We start from the raw sequence: 16,738 nt of genomic DNA, 5'->3' as shown, positions 1-16,738 counted from the left end.
GATGAAAAACTTTGCTTTGGTAATATACTTCTCAGGGGTCGGATTTTTTTGAATAAAATCACATGTTTTTTAGGAGAAACGATATGTTTCTCCTTGGAAATATTGCTGGAAATTAAACTCATGTATCTTTTTTGATTGTATATAAATATACTAAAAAAAACTATCTCAAAATCCAAAAAACCTTAACTTAATAGCATTGGAGACGCTAAGACCAGGTAAAAATAAATAAAAAGATGGGGTTCTGCACTACGCATACCCCTCCACCTTAAACCTTAAACCCTAAACTATTTCTTATAATACTGTTGCGCTTCAGGCAAATATTTTTGGATCTGTGCAATACGTGTCGCATCGCTTGGGTGGGTACTTAAAAACTCGGCTGGTTTTTGAGCACCTGCCGATGCCGCCGACATTCTATTCCAGAAAGCCGTGGCATTTTGTGGATTGTATCCGGCCATGGCCATAAAAATCAAGCCTAAACGATCGGCTTCTAATTCTTGATTTCGACTGAATTTTAACATCGCCACTGGTGTACCCACACCATAAAGGGTATTAAAAATAGATTGAGTTTTTGGATTTTTAGATAACGCAACACCTGCTGCAGCACCAATACCTTGGGCAACCATTTCCTGCGACATCCGTTCAGCAGAGTGACCTGCGATAGCGTGGGCAATCTCGTGGCCCATTACGGTGGCCAAACCTGCATCGTCTTGTGTTACGGGCAAAATACCGGTATAAACTACAATCTTTCCTCCTGGCATACACCAGGCATTTTTCTCGTTGTTCTGCACCACATTAACCTCCCACTGGTAATCTGCAATCAGGTTACCATAATTATTGCTGTTCATATACGATTTTACAGCCGTAATTAATCTGCTACCAATGGTTTTAACCTTCAATGCCTGCGCATTTGAGGCCGGTAAAACTGTAGTTTTATTCTCCGTTAAAAAGGTGCTATAAGCCTGGAAAGCCATTGGCAAAACCTGGTCGTTACTCACTAAATCAAATCGACTACGGCCTGTTAAAGGAACGGTAGAACAGGAGTTAAATAATAATACTCCAGCAACGCTTGCTGTTAAAAATAACTTTTTCATAATGCGATTTTAAATGATTAGTAAATACTGATAGGCAAAACCGAAGATTAAACAGTAAGCCTATAAATAAGTTTTAATGAAATGTGTTTTGTTAATTAATTAGTTTTCTTCCTAAACAAATACACTTTAGATTCTTTGCCTTTCAGCAATCTTTCGAGGTTTTTTTGGTGCGTAACTAAGATTAAAATGCAAACCACCATGCCATAAAGCACTTCCGATTTGATTGAAACCTGAAACAAGAACACCACACTGAGCGGAAAAGTAAATCCTGCACAAATGGAGCTTAATGAAACATATTTGGTTAACAACAACACAACCACAAAAACCAGAACACAAAGCATAGATGCTTCGAAGTTAACTGCCAAAATCATTCCAAAAAGTGTAGCAACACCTTTTCCGCCTCTAAAACCTGCAAAAACAGGAAATAAATGTCCCATTACTGCGGTTACACCCAGTGCAAGTTGGTAATTGACAAAAACAACTGAATTTTGTGGCCCCGTTACCGACATGCCGATTAAATATGCCAGATTGGTTGCGGTATAACCTTTTGCAATATCGATGATCATTACAGCAATTCCCGCTTTTTTGCCCAATACCCTAAAAGTATTGGTTGCGCCAGCGTTGCCACTTCCATACTCTCTTACATCGACCCCATAAAAGGCCTGACCAAGCCATACAGCTGTTGGTATAGATCCAAAAAGATAGGCGATTAATAACGCGCTGAGAGAATAAACCGTAACCATAGCCTACAATGATACAAAAAATAAGCTTTTAATTTTATAGCAAATCACTTTAGTATGCTTTTAAACTCATGTCCAGGCTTTTCACAGAGTGTGTAAGCGCGCCCATCGAAATAAAATCTACTCCGCAAGCAGCATATTCGGCAACATTCTCTTCAGTAATCCCTCCAGAAGCCTCTGTAATAAATTTACCGTCGATTAATTTAACCGCAGCCCTTAAGTTTTCGAAACTGAAATTATCAAGCATAATACGGTCTACACCACCTATAGACAAAACTTGAGACAATTCTTCCAGGTTGCGCACCTCAATTTCAATCTGAAGTGATTTATTTTGATCAATTAGATATTTTTTAGCAGCTGTAATGGCGTTTGAAATTCCTCCTGCATAATCTACATGATTATCCTTAATTAAGATCATATCATATAAACCAATGCGGTGATTTACACCTCCTCCTATCCTTACTGCCCATTTTTCTAAATAGCGAAGCCCTGGAGTGGTTTTACGGGTATCTAAAATTTTGGTTTTAGTTGTTTTCAATAAAGAAACAATCCGATGGGTTTTAGTTGCAATACCACTCATGCGCTGCATACAGTTTAAAACCAAACGCTCTGCAATTAAAATAGCATGCGTACTTCCTGAAACGGTTAGGGCAATATCGCCTACTTTTACCGCTACACCATCCTGCAACAGTACATCAACCTTTAAAGTATCATCAACTTCCTTAAAAATCTCAAGTGCCAGTTCAATTCCAGCCAAAACACCATCTTCTTTGATAATCAGTTTTGCTTTTCCCTGCGTTCCGGGTGGAATTGTTGAAAGTGAAGTGTGATCGCCATCACCAACATCTTCGGCAAGGGCATTTTTTATGAATTGATGTATAAGTTGAGTATCCAAAATGTAGATTTTATGCCGCAAAAATAAGAAATATTTATTAGCAGACAATTTACTGAAGCGTTAAAGTGATCTGTTAACATCAGAAGTTTCTAACCTCCGCGACTTATGAAGTTGGCACAGGCATACTGGTGGCATAACTTCGTAAATACTACCTGACCAATTAATCCTTTGCCGGTTCGATCCTTAATTCAGTAATCGAAAAGCTGGTATTGAATTTTTTCATGGTAATAGAAACCCTGAAGGTTTCTTTGGCGGTACTTAGAATAATTACGCCAAAACGATAATTTGGATTCGTATTAATTTTATGAAAAATACTTGTTTTTACTGGAGGATGTTTAATAAAAAAATCTCTTAAAATCTGTTCACCCTGTGCTTTTGAGTATACATCTTCTTCATCAACTATAATAAGTTCGATAGTTGAGGCGAAACTTTTCGCAATTTCTTTTGAATTGCCAGCCTTAAAATACGAGGCTAAATCATCAATAATATCTGCCTGAAGAGCTGTAGGGTGATATAATGATGACAAACTAATAATGAGTAAAAATAAGCTCCGGATCATTTCTGTATTTTATACAGAACCCTATAGCTAAAATTATGCCATTAGCGTATCAAAAAAAGGATTTCTTCATTTGTATAAGCATCAATAAAGTTATATTTGCCATATAAACAAAACACTAAAACATGTTATACATGAAAATGTTTTAATGTGGATCAATAAATTTTACAACAAAAATGGTAAACGATAAAAAACTCGCGCTTATAATTCTAGATGGCTGGGGCTACGGAAAACAAGATAATTCTGATGCTGCATATGCTGCCAACACTCCTTTTTTCGATTCGTTATTACAGAAATACCCAAATTCTAAGCTTGAAGCGTCTGGTGAAGCTGTGGGTTTGCCAGCTGGGCAGATGGGTAACTCCGAAGTTGGGCACATGAACTTAGGCGCAGGTAGGGTAGTTTACCAGGAGCTTGGAAGAATCAACAAATCGATTACCGACAGAGAATTGCACAGCAACCCGGTTTTGGTAAGTGCATTCGATTATGCTAAGCAGAACAATAAAGCGGTTCACTTCATCGGACTCGTTTCAAACGGCGGTGTGCATGCGCATATCGAACATTTAAAAGCTTTATGTGATGCCGCAAACGAAGCAAATGTGCCAAATACTTTTGTCCATGCTTTTTTAGATGGCCGTGATACTGATCCAAACTCAGGCCTGGGCTTTATCACTGATCTGCAAAACCATATCCAAAACACCAATGCTAAATTGGCTACTATGGTTGGCCGTTATTATGCGATGGACCGTGATAACCGTTGGGAGCGTGTTAAACAAGCTTACGATGTAATGGTAAACGGTATTGGCGAAAAAACCCAGGATGCTTTGGCAGCAATCAAAAAATCATATACCGATGGCATAACCGATGAGTTTTTAAAACCAATCGTTTTAACGCAGGATAATGGTGCACCAGTTGCTACGATTCAAAATGATGATGTGGTAATCTGTTTTAATTTCCGTACTGATAGAGGTCGTGAAATCACCACTGCATTAACGCAAAAAGATTTTCCAGAACAGCAGATGCATAAACTTCCATTGTATTATGTTACCATGACTACTTACGATGAGAGTTTTGAAAAGGTAAATGTAATTTTCACCAAAGATGATTTAACCCAAACTATTGGTGAAGTACTGGCAAACAACAATAAAAATCAGATCCGTATTGCAGAAACTGAGAAATACCCACACGTAACCTTCTTCTTCTCGGGCGGAAGGGAAGCCGAATTTAAAAACGAAAAACGCCTTTTAATTCCTTCACCAAAAGTAGCCACCTATGATCTTCAACCAGAAATGAGTGCCGCGGGGATTACAGATGCCATTACCAAAGAAATGGAAACCGGATGGGCTGATTTTATTTGCCTAAACTTTGCCAATCCGGATATGGTTGGCCACACAGGTGTTTTTGAAGCTGTAATAAAAGCAGTAGAAACTGCAGACAAATGTGCAGAAACTGTGGTAAACAAAGGTTTGGAACATGGTTATTCGTTTATTCTTTTGGCCGATCATGGAAACTCTGAATTTATGGTAAATAAAGATGGTTCTGCCAATACTGCGCATACCACCAACCTGGTTCCTTGTATTTTAATTGATAAGGACTATAAAACCATTGCAGACGGTAAATTAGGCGACATTGCTCCTACTATTCTAAAAATATTAGGAGTGGCTATTCCAGCAGAAATGACAGGAAACGTTTTAGTATAATGGTTAATAAACTTCATATCCTAGTATTTGCTTTGGCATTGTTTTCCTGCAATCAGCGAAAAGAAGCTGAAGCAAATACCGATTTATTATATTTTGATATAAAAGGATATTTTGGAAAGGAAATTTCGCGCCTACAGAGACTGAATCCCATTGTGAATAAAACCGTTAGTATAAATGGGGCAGCCGAAAGCAAAACAGCTAAAATTGCTGACTGGGCAAAAGAATTGGCCATTTTTGTCAACGCTGACATCAATAAAACATCGTGGAAAGGAAGTTTTAAAACAAAAGAACAAGATGGGGTAGATATTTATACTTCCAATAATAAAAAAATCCCTATTAAGAAGGTTTCTATAACTTGGAAAGGCCAGAAAGCTGGCAAAATAGAGATCATTATCGATAATAAAAATATCTTATACCAATCTCAGGATACGTTAACCTACTGCCCAGATAGCCTCTATGCGATCAAAAAGCAGCAGAAAATTAGATTGCTAAACGAAAAGAAGTATTCGGTTATTGGGAAGCTGAAATAAAAAAAATGGGGCCCGAAAATATTCAGGCCCCATTTCTTTAAAAGTTGTATTTTATTTAAGGCTTGCTATCTGTGCCTTATCGTAGGTTACCCAATCAATAATATCTTTTCTTAATGGTTGCAAGGTTAATACCTTCTGAAAATCAGCGATAGAATTATTGAACAAAGCTACACAAGCCGCTTTTTCTTCTTTTTTCTTCGCTTTAAAAGATCTGAAAATTGCATAGTCTTTGTAAGCTAAACCACGGTTTTGAAACATTTGAGCGTCTTCATCACCATTAATTTCAATGGCTTTTGTAAAATCTTTGAGAGATGCCAAATAAAAGTTCTCGCGCATAGTATTTAACGACTCTTTAGGATCGTTAGCGATTTTTAATCTTGCTATCCCACGGTAATAATATGCAGAAACTTCAGATGGTTTGATGGTTAATAAACGGCTGTAAGTTGCAATACATTTCTCGTATTCACGATTTTGGAAATAAGAATATCCAAGCATTTGGAGCACGTTTGCATTATCAGGAGTTTTAGTATCAGCTTTTTCTAATTGTATCGCGGCAGTTTTATAATCACCTTTCATCATCGCCTGCATGCTTCTTTCGTAATTGCTTTGTGCGAAACTACTAGTTGATGTAAAAATAATTAATCCTAAAATCGCCTTTTTAAAATAGTTCATGTATGAGTAATAAGTTTAACAAATCTAACGCCTAACCAAATTTATAGGAGAAATTTTTTGCAATATAATCCTATTCTGATAATTTAAAAGTTTTTAATTTTCTTTCATTCAAAACCAAATACCCTAAACATTAGCTTAAACGCTAAAATATGCTTTATATGATATTGGTAAAAATATTTATATTACTCTGCCTTTTTAACATAAGATTAATATTATTTTCACTTTGGCACAAGAGTTGAATTTATTAACTTAATACCAAAATTAAACAAAGTGAATACGATTAAACTGCCAGTTTGTCGTTAGCGGAAAATGTGATAATGAGTAAACAAGATATATTTGATTTCCATACAGCAATGCCAATCATAAATGAGGATACCGAATTTTTCCCCTTAATGTCTCAACAAGACGAAGAGGAGATGAATAATGAGGAAACGCCCGAAACGTTGGCCATATTGCCTTTGCGAAACACAGTTTTATTTCCAGGCGTAGTTATTCCTATTACTGTTGGAAGAGATAAATCAATTAAGTTAATTAAGGAAGCGTACAAAGGGAATAAGATTATTGGGGTTGTTTCTCAAAAAGACGTTTCCATTGAAGACCCTACTTTTGAGCAGCTTAACACGGTTGGTACGGTTGCAAACATCATAAAGCTGTTGCAGATGCCTGATGGAAATACCACCGTAATTATCCAGGGTAAACAACGTTTCCGCTTAATTGAAGAGGTGCAGAATGAACCTTACATTAAAGCCGTTGTTAAAAAATTCGAAGAACAAAAGCACAAAGCAGACAAAGAGTTTAAAACATTAATCGCTTCTATCCGCGAAATGTCTGCTCAGATTATCCAGCTATCACCAAATATTCCAAGTGAAGCCAGCATTGCACTTAAAAACATTGAGAGCAATTCATTTTTGATCAATTTCATTTCATCAAATATGAATGCCGAAATGGCCGATAAGCAAAAAATCCTTGAAATGGATAAATTGCAGGAAAGAGCGCAAAAGGTAATGGAGCTTTTAATGGTCGAACTGCAGATGCTGGAGCTGAGAAATCAGATCCAATCGAAAGTACGTACCGATTTAGACAAGCAACAACGTGATTATTTTTTAAATCAACAGCTAAAAACCATTCAGGAAGAATTGGGAGGCAGCTCTGCTGATTTAGAATTCGATGCTTTACAAGAAAAAGCCAAGAAGAAAAAATGGGCAAAAGCAGTTGCCGAACATTTTGATAAGGAACTAGATAAGTTGGGTAGAATGAACCCTGCTGCACCGGATTACTCTGTTCAGTTAAATTATTTGGAACTTCTTTTAGATTTACCCTGGAGCGAGTTTACGAAAGATAATTTCGACCTAAAAAGAGCACAACGTATCTTAGATAAAGATCACTTTGGTTTAGAAAAAGTTAAGCAACGCATTATAGAATACTTAGCAGTTTTAAAATTAAAGCGTAATATGAAAGCGCCAATCTTATGTTTGGTTGGCCCTCCGGGAGTTGGTAAAACATCTTTAGGAAAATCTATTGCGAAAGCTTTAGGCCGTAAGTATGTACGTATGGCTTTAGGTGGTATCCGCGATGAAGCAGAAATCCGTGGCCACCGTAAAACTTACATTGGTGCAATGCCAGGCCGTATTATTTCCTCTATTAAAAAAGCGGGGGCAGATAATCCTGTTTTTGTTTTGGATGAGATTGATAAAGTAGGAACCGACCACCGTGGCGACCCATCATCAGCCTTGCTTGAAGTATTAGATCCTGAGCAAAACAGCGCCTTCTACGATCATTATGTAGAAATGGATTACGATTTATCAAACATCCTGTTTATTGCAACAGCAAACTCTTTAAGTACCATTCAACCTGCTTTGTTAGATCGTATGGAGATTATTGAAGTAAACGGATATACGATTGAAGAGAAAATAGAAATCGCTAAAAAATACCTGTTGCCTAAACAGAAAGAAAACCATGGTTTACAAACCAAGGATATTAACTTAAAAACTCCACTAATCGAAAAAGTAATTGAAGATTATACCAGAGAATCAGGCGTACGTGGTTTGGAGAAAAAAATAGGTTCTTTAGTGCGTGGTGTGGCCACCAAAATTGCGATGGAAGAAACCTACGATTCAAATTTAAGCAATGATGATGTAGAGCGCATTTTAGGTGCACCAATTTACGATAAAGACTTATACGAAGGCAATGAAGTGGCTGGAGTTGTAACAGGTTTAGCCTGGACAAGCGTAGGAGGTGATATTTTATTCATCGAATCGAGTTTAAGCCCAGGAAAAGGAAAATTAACCTTAACAGGCAACCTTGGCGATGTAATGAAAGAATCGGCGGTTATCGCGCTAGCTTATTTACGCGCCCACGCAGCCGAATTTGATATAGACTACAGTTTATTTGATAACTGGGATGTTCACGTTCACGTGCCTGCAGGCGCTACACCAAAAGATGGCCCTTCGGCCGGTGTAACGATGCTTACCGCCCTAACGTCGGCATTTACCCAACGCAAGGTAAAACAGCATTTAGCTATGACTGGCGAGATTACTTTACGCGGAAAAGTACTTCCGGTTGGTGGTATCAAAGAAAAGATCCTAGCTGCAAAAAGAGCAAACATTAAAGAAATTATCCTTTGCAAAAGCAACCGTAAAGATATTTTAGAGATTAAAGAAAGTTACATCAAGGATTTAAAATTCCATTATGTAGCCGAAATGAGTGAAGTAATTGAGTTAGCTTTAACCAAAAACAAGGTTAAAAAACCTTTAGATTTAAGTGTTAAAATTGCACCGATTGTAAACTAATTGCTAATTCTTTTGGATTAACAATCAAAAATCCAATTACAATAAATACTTTTATAGCCTAGGTAAATCGCCTGGGCTTTTTTATGAGATCATTTTTATTCACTATAGTTTTTTGTTTGGTTGTTTCAACCAGTTTCGCTCAATCCTTTAAAAACGAATTCGGTTTTAAAACCGAAAACGATGCTTACCTGGCTACTTTAAACGATCGATATTATACCAACGGATTATTTATCTACTACCGCCATGCCATTAATACCGAAAAGTTTTCAGATAAAATAGAGAAAAAGACCTACGAAATTTCTGCCGGGCAGAAAATGTATACGCCTTATTGGGGCCAGGTTCCTAACAAAGAAGATCAGGACAGGCCTTTTGCAGGTTATCTTTATGCAGGTGGTGCATATTCTGTTTTCTATAAAAATGAGAGCGTTTTAAAAACCAGTGTAGAATTGGGAACGGTTGGCCCTAACTCGCTTGCCCAAACAGCACAACGTTTCCTACATAAAACCGTAGGTTTTTATACCCCTGCGGGTTGGGATTACCAGATTAAAAATGAACTGGCCATAAACCTTACGGCAAATTATAGCAAGTTACTTTTTAGGCCAGAAGATCCCATTGTGGATATCAGTGCCCAGGGTTATGCCAACTTAGGAACAACTTTTTCGGGTTTGGGTGCATCGGTGCTTTTTAGGGCCGGCAAACTAAATCAATTGTTCAACAGTGCTTATCACAACGCGGTGATCGGAAATTCAAAAACCAAAAGCTTAAACAGCTCGGAATTTTTCTTTTATGTAAAACCACAGCTAAACTTTGTTGCCTACGATGCCACTATACAGGGAAGTCTTTTTAACAACAACAGTCCATTAACTTTTGGGGTAAAACCGATTGTTTTTGAGCAACAGTTTGGTGTAAATTATAGTTCAAAAAGAATTACTGCCGATTTCAATATTATTTTTAAAACCAAAGAAGTTAAAAGTGTGGCTAAAGCACAGAATTATGGTGGTTTAAGTTTGTATTATCGGTTTGGAAAGAGCTAGGTTAACTATTTAAACTAGTTAATTGAGAATTTGCAGCGTATGAAAAAAGCAACTTTTTTTATCATTTTGTCCTTCATTATTGGTGCAGTTATTTACAATGTATACCCTGAAAAGAAATTACCAACTAATACCAAAATCGATTATATCATTGTTAAAAAGTCAAACCGGCAATTACTGGCTTATTCAAAACAGAAATTAATTAAAACTTATCAGATTTCATTGGGCGACAGCCCGGTTGGACACAAAGAATTCGAAGGTGATGAGAAAACACCTGAGGGGGTTTATGTAATCAATGCCAAAAACCAAAATAGTGGTTATCATAAAAACCTTGGAGTGTCTTACCCAAATAAAAAAGATATTGCTAAGGCAAAACTACTAAGTAAAGATCCCGGTGGTGATATTAAAATACATGGGATCAGGAACCATTTAGGATTTATCGGTAAGTTTCAACGATTATTCGATTGGACAAATGGCTGTATGGCATTAACCAATAGCGAAGTAGACGAATTGTTTTATGCTGTAAATATTGGGACTAAAATAGAAATCAGGCCGTAGATTTAATCAATTGATGGTCTTTTGCGACTCTCCTTTTTATCGGAATTAACGGCTTTATTCTTTAATCTTTTTTGAATAACAGCTTTAGGTATTTTAGTTGCTTTTCGCTTTTTTTGAACGTGTAACGATCGCTTTAACAATTCAATCAACTTGGCAACTGTTTTCTCTTTATTGAGTAGCTGGCTCCTATCCTCTTGCGAAACAATATGTAACAATCCTTCAGAATCTAGTCGATTTTCCAGTTTTTCTTTTATGCGTATCTTTTCGTCTTCATCCAAATAAAAAGCTGTTTCCAGGTCGAAAATTAATTCTACCTTACTCGAAACTTTATTTACATTTTGTCCACCCTTACCCCCACTTCTTGAAGTTTTGAAAGTAACAGACCGCAAAATTTCTTCTCTCGTAGGCAACATGCCGCAAAAGTAATAATTTGGAATTTAATAAAAACAGATTATTCTCCCTCTTTCGATTCGCTCACCTTGCTACGTAACCCTACAATATCTTTATCCAATTGGTAAATGCCTCCTCTATCACTACCTACCAATTGAAGTTTCTCTAACATCGTTTTCGCCATTTTTTCTTCTTCCAATTGTTCATCTAAATACCATTGCAAAAATTTAAATGTGAGATAATCTTTCTCATTCAGTGAAAGTTCTACCAAATCGTTAATGCTTTTTGATACCAACAACTCATTATCCAGAAAATCCTGAAATACCTCTATTACCTGTCCGAAAGAATTTTTGGGCATTTCAAGGGCAGTAATCATCGCATGCCCATCACGATCATTGATATAATGAATCAGTTTAAGCATATGATGACGTTCCTCTTCACTCTGACGGTAGAAAAACTCGGTATAACCTTCTAAACCTGGCTGCGTTTCTAACCATGAGGCAATGCCCAGATAAACTTGAGACGATTCGGCTTCCAGCTTAACCTGGTTATTCAGCGCCGCCAACATTCTTTCAGATAACAACATAATCGTGTATTTATTTTATAATTAAACGCATCCAGCAAATCAATGTTTTAGCATTATCTTGTTTAGAATCTATCTTTATACCTTTAAAAAAATTCAGCATTCTGTTTCTATTTTTTACCTTTGCGCTACGATGAAGAAAAACCTGGTAATAGCAATAGATGGCTACTCATCTTGCGGAAAAAGTACTTTAGCAAAAGCACTGGCTAAAAAATTAGGTTTTATTTATGTAGACAGCGGAGCGATGTACCGTGCCGTTACACTATACTTCTTAAGAAATAACATCGATATTACTGATGATGCCAAAGTTGTTGATGCTTTACAGCACATCGAACTGAATTTCCACTCCCGCGATTACGAATCCCATATTACCCTTAATGGTGAAGAGGTTTCTGATGAAATCCGCTTAATGCCTGTTTCTGAAAATGTAAGTGAGGTTTCGGCGCATAAAATTGTGCGTCATGAAATGGTGAAGCAACAGCAACGCATGGGTAAATCGAAAAACATCGTGATGGATGGCCGTGATATTGGCACTACCGTTTTCCCCGATGCTCCTGTGAAATTTTTTATGACGGCCGATCCGAAAATCAGGGCTGAACGCAGATTTAAGGAACTGGAGAGCAAAGGCAATAACAAAACTACCCTGGAAGAGGTTTTTGAAAACCTTGCCCATCGCGATTATGCCGATACCACCCGTAAGGAAAGTCCGTTAGTTAGGGCTGATGATGCTATTATTTTAGATAATACCGATCTTACACAGGAAGAACAATTAGACTTTGCATTGGAAAGAGTGCAACCGTTTTTGGTTCATTAGTTCATTGGTTCACTAGTCATTAGCTCATTGGTCAATGGTTAATTGTTTAAATAGGTTAACTGATGTCTATCGCTGCATCCCAAATACATAGCTTAGTTAATCGTCTTAAGACTAGGGATTTTAGACTAAATAGATTTCTCCATTCCGCGGTGCTCCAGTCGAAATGACGTATCTCTAAGGTTAATTGCTATCGGTTAACTGGTTCCAAGCTATGGGCTACCAGACTACCAACCATGAACTATCCGGCTGTTGACCTTTGACTTCAAAAAAAATTTCATATTTTTAGCACCCAACCCAAACGTTACTATGAAACTAAAATCAATTTATCTTGCGGTATTATTTTTATCGCTTACTATCCTCAACGCCAATGCCCAAAAAGGCTGGATCAATCTCTTTAATGGAAAAGATTTAAAAGATTGGAACATTAAAATCGCCAAACACGACTATAAAGAAAATTATGCCAATACTTTTCGTGTAGAAAATGGAGTAATGAAGGTGAGTTATGATGGATACAAAGAATTTGACCAACAATACGGACATATTTTCTACAAAAAACCTTTTTCGGCCTATCTTTTAAAAGTAACCTACCGCTTTGTTGGTGATCAGGCTAAAGGTGGTGAAGGCTGGGCAACCAGAAATAGTGGTGCCATGTTACATTGCCAGGATCCGGCAACAATGTTAAAAAACCAGGATTTCCCGATTTCGATTGAAGCCCAAATTCTTGGCGGAGATGGTGAACATGAACGCCATACCAGTAACGTATGTACACCTGGAACACTAATTGATTATAATGGAAAACTATTTACCGGACACTGCTTAGATTCCAAATCGAAAACCTATGCTGGCGACCAATGGGTAACCGCAGAATTTTTAGTTTTAGGTGATTCGGTTGTAAAACACATTATAGCAGGCGAAGTGGTTTTAGAATACACTAAACCTCAAATTGGCGGTGGCAGTGTTTCAAATTTTGACCCGAAAGTTAAAATAGACGGCAAAGCATTAACATCAGGTTATATTTCATTACAGAGCGAAAGCCACCCGATAGAATTTAAAACCGTGCAACTTTACAATTTGGAAGCATACATGAAAGATAAAGCAAAACTAGATAAGGTATTGGCTAAAATATTAAAAGAGTAAACCATATCATTACTTAGTTGTTAGATCATGATATAAAACCTCGCACCTAAATTTAGACGATGCTCAATACCCGTTTGTTTAAACCCATAACCCTACTATTTTTTCTTTTAGTTGCCAATATTACTTTTGGGCAAACTGCTTACAAAGTAAAAGACATACCAGATCCAAAAAACAATGGCGGAGGTTATGTAAGTGATCCTGACGGCATTCTGGGAATTAGTGCGGTTTCGGGTTTAAATAATACCATTGCCCAGTTTGAACATGAAACCAATGTTCAGGTAGCAGTGGTGATTGTTAACGATTTCGACCATGATAAAGAAGATTTCGATTTTGCATTTGAGCTTTTTAACACCTGGGGAATTGGTTCAAAAACCAGCAATAATGGCTTATTGTTATTTATTTCAAAAGACCGGCGAAAGTACCGGTTCATTACCGGAACAGGAATTGAAGGTGTATTGCCAGATGTAAAGCTTAAACATATTGCTGAGCAGAACCTCCTACCAGCTTTCAGGCAAAATGATTTTAGCACCGGGATAACGAATACCATTAATGCCATTGGTGTAATTATTTTAAAACCTGAAAATAAATCAGAGCTCAATCAGTTTTTCACCCAACACGAGAGCAATAGTTCACTCGAAAATTTTTGGCTTCCTACAGGGATTATCCTATTGGTATTTTGGGGGGTGTTCAAAATTGTGAACAGGCAAGCCAAAAATGGTTTAAATCCAAAAGGCTTTGACAAGAAAAATAGTTATGATGCTACCATAGCTAAAGGCTGTGGGGTGGCTTTCTTTATTGTATTTGTTTCTATTTTTATTTTTGTTTTTACTGGTGCTTTTGAGCTGTTCGAAAAGATAAAATTAGCACATATCCCTTACATTCTTTTTTCTATCCTGGCCATATTGCTTTTCTTTCGTTACCTTTTCTATCTGTCGGCATTAAGAAAAGCACACCAGGACGATAAAAATTTCTTTGATGCCGTTGTGGCTTTCCATAAAAAGAACTGGTGGTTAGTTCTTTTCTCTCCTATAATTTTAATTGCAATTATAATCCACCTTGTCAAGCGTGTTAAAACGATTGATCGTTTCAAGCCAGTTTTGGATAGTAAAAACAACCCGATGACCCGAGTAGATCGCGATATCAACATAGAAGGGGAGCCCTTTTTAACTGCAGGGCAACGTAAAGAGGAAGTTGTTTTAGCTTACGATTACGATATCTGGGAAAGCACAGACCATAAAGAACATATGATTAAGGCATGGCCAGCGGAAAAATACAACAGTTATACCGAATGCCCCGAATGTGCTTTTAGGACATACAAGCTGAATGAACGCGTTACAGTTAAACAGGCCACTTACAGTCACGAAGGGCAAGCAAAGCTGATAAATGAATGCAGTTTTTGTAAAAAAACAGAATTTATAAAGTGGATCACATTGGCTATGTTGGTCGAATCGAGTTCGTCATCAAGTTCCTCTTCAAGCAGCAGCTCATCTTCTTCATCATCAAGCAGCAGCTGGGGCGGTGGCAGTAGCAGTGGTGGCGGTACTGGCGGAAGCTGGTAGTCTCACTTATCCGTTTTATAAGATGTTTTGACGCTGCTGAAAGAAGATTTCAGGGAAGGAGCAGCACCTTTTTTCAATCTTATCCTCACCTATTAAAAGTATTTTCTAATTTTGAAACACTTAGCACGGTGTTTGCTTATAGCGTGTTTGCAATTACCGATTAAACTGTTTCGCAGAAATCCAATACTTATGACTAGAATTTTCTTCCTCCTCATCGCTCTTTTTATTTTCACTAACCGCTTGAATGCACAAGAAACGTATCGCGTTAAGGCAGACAAATTGCGTGTAAGGGAAAGCAGCGATCCGAAAAGCAAGGTGATTGGAAATATTGCTCAAAATGAAAATATTACGGTTTTAGATGCCAACAATGCCAAGTTTTACAAAGTAAAATTTAAAAACCGCGAGGGTTGGGTAAGCAAAGATTTCATCGAAAAAATTGCTCCTGCGGCTAAACCATCAACTCCTCAGGCAAATACTGCACAGCCTGCCACTACCCCTCAAACGGCAACAAGCGCCGACATGTATCGGGTAACTGCAGATGATTTACGGGTTAGGCAACAAGCTGATCCGAAAAGCAAAATTGTGGGATACCTGCCTAAAGATGAAAATGTTGCCGTGATCGATTCATCAAATACGAGCTTTTATAAAATTAAGGTTACCAATGGCGAAGGATGGGTGAGCAAAGAATTTTTGGTCAGGGTTTCTCCTGTAAAGGCAGCAGCCGAAAAAACAAACATTTCGGCATCGGTACCTCAAGAAAACAAAGATTATACGAACATTATCTTTTTTGTGGTTGTGGCCTTAATACTGATTACCATATTATATTTTTCTATAAAATACGCCAGTGGCAATAAATTTTTGATCGGTTTTTCAGTAATCGTAATTCTGGTAACCGGATATTTCTGCTACATTACTTTTATACAGGCAAAAGTGGTTACAGGTACCTTTGCAAGCAACGAAGATATACAGTATAAAACCTTCAATTTTAAATCAAAAGATTCGGTAACCGTTACCGATGCCTATACTGATTCTATTTTCACCTCGAAATATGTTATTGAGGGCGATATGATCAAACTTTACGATCAGCAGAACACCATTATGTTATTAATCAGAGATGATCAAACATTGGTTGGCGAAGGTTTTACCCGAGGGACTTTTACGAAGAAATAGAATTTCCAAAATCACATCAAACGCTCCTACGGAACGAAAAAAAAATGTTTTTTTTCTACCCATGAATCGTCCCTACGGGACGCTTAGTCTTAACAAACAACCATACGCCGCCTAATTGCAAGATTTGCGGATGAAAGATGAGGCCGGCAGCTTTAGCATTTTCATATGCCGTCCCATCGGGACGCTTGCTAGGTAGCAAATAACCAATGTTATTTGTGTTTCGTTCTGTAGGAACGTTTGGTAAGTATTTGTGCACAACCTTTGTTTTTAAACCTGATGGAGCGGAATAGCCCGCAGCGTAGTGAGGACTATAAGCGATAGCAGGACTGCTGCTCCCGAAGAAATACGGAGCGCTCATTTTCAAATAATTAACATAACTAAGCAATTAAACTCTAAAATAAAACAGCTACATTTTGGAAAAACATGTGGTAAACTGAAATAACCACCCCACCTTTCAGGCACCCCTCCAAGGGAGGGGAATTATAAAGAGCTAAAAATCAGCAAGATTTATTAAAAAAATCTT

16 protein-coding genes are annotated in these 16,738 nt (G+C 37.4%); 9 read left to right on the top strand and 7 right to left on the bottom strand.

Going from position 1 to position 16,738, the window contains the following annotated elements; genetic code table 11:
• Positions 1-284: 284 nt before the first annotated feature.
• The 4 genes from LQ201_RS25275 to LQ201_RS25260 all read right to left on the bottom strand — a co-directional run bounded on the left by LQ201_RS25275 (position 285) and on the right by LQ201_RS25260 (position 3,285).
• Positions 285-1,091, bottom strand: coding sequence for a M48 family metallopeptidase (locus tag LQ201_RS25275; RefSeq protein WP_230146420.1), 807 nt, complete (start codon positions 1,089-1,091; stop codon positions 285-287).
• Positions 1,092-1,186: 95 nt separating this feature from the next.
• Complete coding sequence (gene plsY / locus LQ201_RS25270; protein WP_029279402.1) at positions 1,187-1,834, bottom strand: glycerol-3-phosphate 1-O-acyltransferase PlsY; 648 nt, start codon at positions 1,832-1,834, stop codon at positions 1,187-1,189.
• 49 nt (positions 1,835-1,883) lie between these two features.
• The gene (gene nadC, locus LQ201_RS25265) at positions 1,884-2,726 is read right to left on the bottom strand and encodes a carboxylating nicotinate-nucleotide diphosphorylase (RefSeq protein WP_029279400.1); all 843 of its coding nucleotides are present in this window, start codon (positions 2,724-2,726) and stop codon (positions 1,884-1,886) included.
• A 160-nt stretch (positions 2,727-2,886) separates the two neighbouring features.
• The gene (locus tag LQ201_RS25260; RefSeq protein WP_230146421.1) at positions 2,887-3,285 is read right to left on the bottom strand and encodes a DUF4783 domain-containing protein; all 399 of its coding nucleotides are present in this window, start codon (positions 3,283-3,285) and stop codon (positions 2,887-2,889) included.
• Positions 3,286-3,458: 173 nt separating this feature from the next.
• Between LQ201_RS25260 and gpmI the strand changes: the two genes are divergently transcribed.
• On the top strand, positions 3,459-4,982 hold the full coding sequence (gene gpmI / locus LQ201_RS25255) for a 2,3-bisphosphoglycerate-independent phosphoglycerate mutase (protein WP_230146422.1): 1,524 nt from the start codon (positions 3,459-3,461) through the stop codon (positions 4,980-4,982).
• Positions 4,982-5,512 carry a hypothetical protein gene (locus LQ201_RS25250; protein ID WP_230146423.1) on the top strand — a complete coding sequence of 177 codons (531 nt, stop codon included), beginning with the start codon at positions 4,982-4,984 and terminating at the stop codon, positions 5,510-5,512. Before gpmI ends, LQ201_RS25250 begins: the two co-directional genes overlap by 1 nt.
• A gap of 51 nt (positions 5,513-5,563) precedes the next feature.
• On the opposite strand, the gene LQ201_RS25245 is transcribed toward LQ201_RS25250, so the two are convergent.
• Complete coding sequence (locus LQ201_RS25245) at positions 5,564-6,184, bottom strand: tetratricopeptide repeat protein (RefSeq protein ID WP_230146424.1); 621 nt, start codon at positions 6,182-6,184, stop codon at positions 5,564-5,566.
• Positions 6,185-6,501: 317 nt separating this feature from the next.
• Between LQ201_RS25245 and lon the strand changes: the two genes are divergently transcribed.
• The 3 genes from lon (at position 6,502) to LQ201_RS25230 (ending at position 10,562) form a co-directional block, all read left to right on the top strand.
• A complete protein-coding gene (gene lon, locus LQ201_RS25240) occupies positions 6,502-8,973 on the top strand; it encodes an endopeptidase La (protein ID WP_230146425.1) in 2,472 nt (823 codons plus the stop codon).
• Between the two features lie 83 nt (positions 8,974-9,056).
• The gene (locus LQ201_RS25235) at positions 9,057-10,007 is read left to right on the top strand and encodes a lipid A deacylase LpxR family protein (protein WP_230146426.1); all 951 of its coding nucleotides are present in this window, start codon (positions 9,057-9,059) and stop codon (positions 10,005-10,007) included.
• A 39-nt stretch (positions 10,008-10,046) separates the two neighbouring features.
• A complete protein-coding gene (locus tag LQ201_RS25230) occupies positions 10,047-10,562 on the top strand; it encodes a murein L,D-transpeptidase family protein (protein ID WP_230146427.1) in 516 nt (171 codons plus the stop codon).
• A gap of 2 nt (positions 10,563-10,564) precedes the next feature.
• Here LQ201_RS25230 and arfB read toward each other — a convergent pair whose 3' ends face one another.
• Both arfB and LQ201_RS25220 read right to left on the bottom strand, forming a co-directional pair.
• Positions 10,565-10,975 carry an alternative ribosome rescue aminoacyl-tRNA hydrolase ArfB gene (gene arfB / locus LQ201_RS25225; protein ID WP_230146428.1) on the bottom strand — a complete coding sequence of 137 codons (411 nt, stop codon included), beginning with the start codon at positions 10,973-10,975 and terminating at the stop codon, positions 10,565-10,567.
• A 38-nt stretch (positions 10,976-11,013) separates the two neighbouring features.
• The gene (locus LQ201_RS25220; RefSeq protein WP_215130724.1) at positions 11,014-11,538 is read right to left on the bottom strand and encodes a ferritin; all 525 of its coding nucleotides are present in this window, start codon (positions 11,536-11,538) and stop codon (positions 11,014-11,016) included.
• Between the two features lie 130 nt (positions 11,539-11,668).
• On the opposite strand from LQ201_RS25220, the gene cmk reads away from it, so the two are divergent.
• From cmk to LQ201_RS25200, 4 genes are all read left to right on the top strand, one after another.
• Positions 11,669-12,349: a (d)CMP kinase gene (gene cmk, locus LQ201_RS25215; RefSeq protein WP_215130722.1), complete on the top strand. Its 681-nt coding sequence runs from the start codon at positions 11,669-11,671 to the stop codon at positions 12,347-12,349.
• 306 nt (positions 12,350-12,655) lie between these two features.
• The gene (locus tag LQ201_RS25210; protein ID WP_230146429.1) at positions 12,656-13,486 is read left to right on the top strand and encodes a DUF1080 domain-containing protein; all 831 of its coding nucleotides are present in this window, start codon (positions 12,656-12,658) and stop codon (positions 13,484-13,486) included.
• Positions 13,487-13,545: 59 nt separating this feature from the next.
• Positions 13,546-15,045: a YgcG family protein gene (locus LQ201_RS25205; RefSeq protein ID WP_230146430.1), complete on the top strand. Its 1,500-nt coding sequence runs from the start codon at positions 13,546-13,548 to the stop codon at positions 15,043-15,045.
• A gap of 189 nt (positions 15,046-15,234) precedes the next feature.
• Positions 15,235-16,215: an SH3 domain-containing protein gene (locus LQ201_RS25200; RefSeq protein WP_230146431.1), complete on the top strand. Its 981-nt coding sequence runs from the start codon at positions 15,235-15,237 to the stop codon at positions 16,213-16,215.
• The last annotated feature ends 523 nt before the right edge of the window (positions 16,216-16,738 follow it).

Source organism: Pedobacter sp. Bi126 (assembly GCF_918698245.1).
Lineage (GTDB): Bacteria > Bacteroidota > Bacteroidia > Sphingobacteriales > Sphingobacteriaceae > Pedobacter.
Note: the sequence above shows the minus strand (reverse complement) of the source record. Positions and strands in the feature narration are given on the sequence as shown.

Coding starts and splice junctions, on each gene's coding strand:
- LQ201_RS25275 (WP_230146420.1), bottom strand. CDS start 1,091: ATGAAAAAGTTATTTTTAACAGCAAGCGTTGCTGGAGTATTATTATTT.
- plsY (WP_029279402.1), bottom strand. CDS start 1,834: ATGGTTACGGTTTATTCTCTCAGCGCGTTATTAATCGCCTATCTTTTT.
- LQ201_RS25260 (WP_230146421.1), bottom strand. CDS start 3,285: ATGATCCGGAGCTTATTTTTACTCATTATTAGTTTGTCATCATTATAT.
- gpmI (WP_230146422.1), top strand. CDS start 3,459: ATGGTAAACGATAAAAAACTCGCGCTTATAATTCTAGATGGCTGGGGC.
- LQ201_RS25250 (WP_230146423.1), top strand. CDS start 4,982: ATGGTTAATAAACTTCATATCCTAGTATTTGCTTTGGCATTGTTTTCC.
- LQ201_RS25245 (WP_230146424.1), bottom strand. CDS start 6,184: ATGAACTATTTTAAAAAGGCGATTTTAGGATTAATTATTTTTACATCA.
- lon (WP_230146425.1), top strand. CDS start 6,502: ATGAGTAAACAAGATATATTTGATTTCCATACAGCAATGCCAATCATA.
- LQ201_RS25235 (WP_230146426.1), top strand. CDS start 9,057: ATGAGATCATTTTTATTCACTATAGTTTTTTGTTTGGTTGTTTCAACC.
- LQ201_RS25230 (WP_230146427.1), top strand. CDS start 10,047: ATGAAAAAAGCAACTTTTTTTATCATTTTGTCCTTCATTATTGGTGCA.
- arfB (WP_230146428.1), bottom strand. CDS start 10,975: ATGTTGCCTACGAGAGAAGAAATTTTGCGGTCTGTTACTTTCAAAACT.
- LQ201_RS25220 (WP_215130724.1), bottom strand. CDS start 11,538: ATGTTGTTATCTGAAAGAATGTTGGCGGCGCTGAATAACCAGGTTAAG.
- cmk (WP_215130722.1), top strand. CDS start 11,669: ATGAAGAAAAACCTGGTAATAGCAATAGATGGCTACTCATCTTGCGGA.
- LQ201_RS25210 (WP_230146429.1), top strand. CDS start 12,656: ATGAAACTAAAATCAATTTATCTTGCGGTATTATTTTTATCGCTTACT.
- LQ201_RS25205 (WP_230146430.1), top strand. CDS start 13,546: ATGCTCAATACCCGTTTGTTTAAACCCATAACCCTACTATTTTTTCTT.
- LQ201_RS25200 (WP_230146431.1), top strand. CDS start 15,235: ATGACTAGAATTTTCTTCCTCCTCATCGCTCTTTTTATTTTCACTAAC.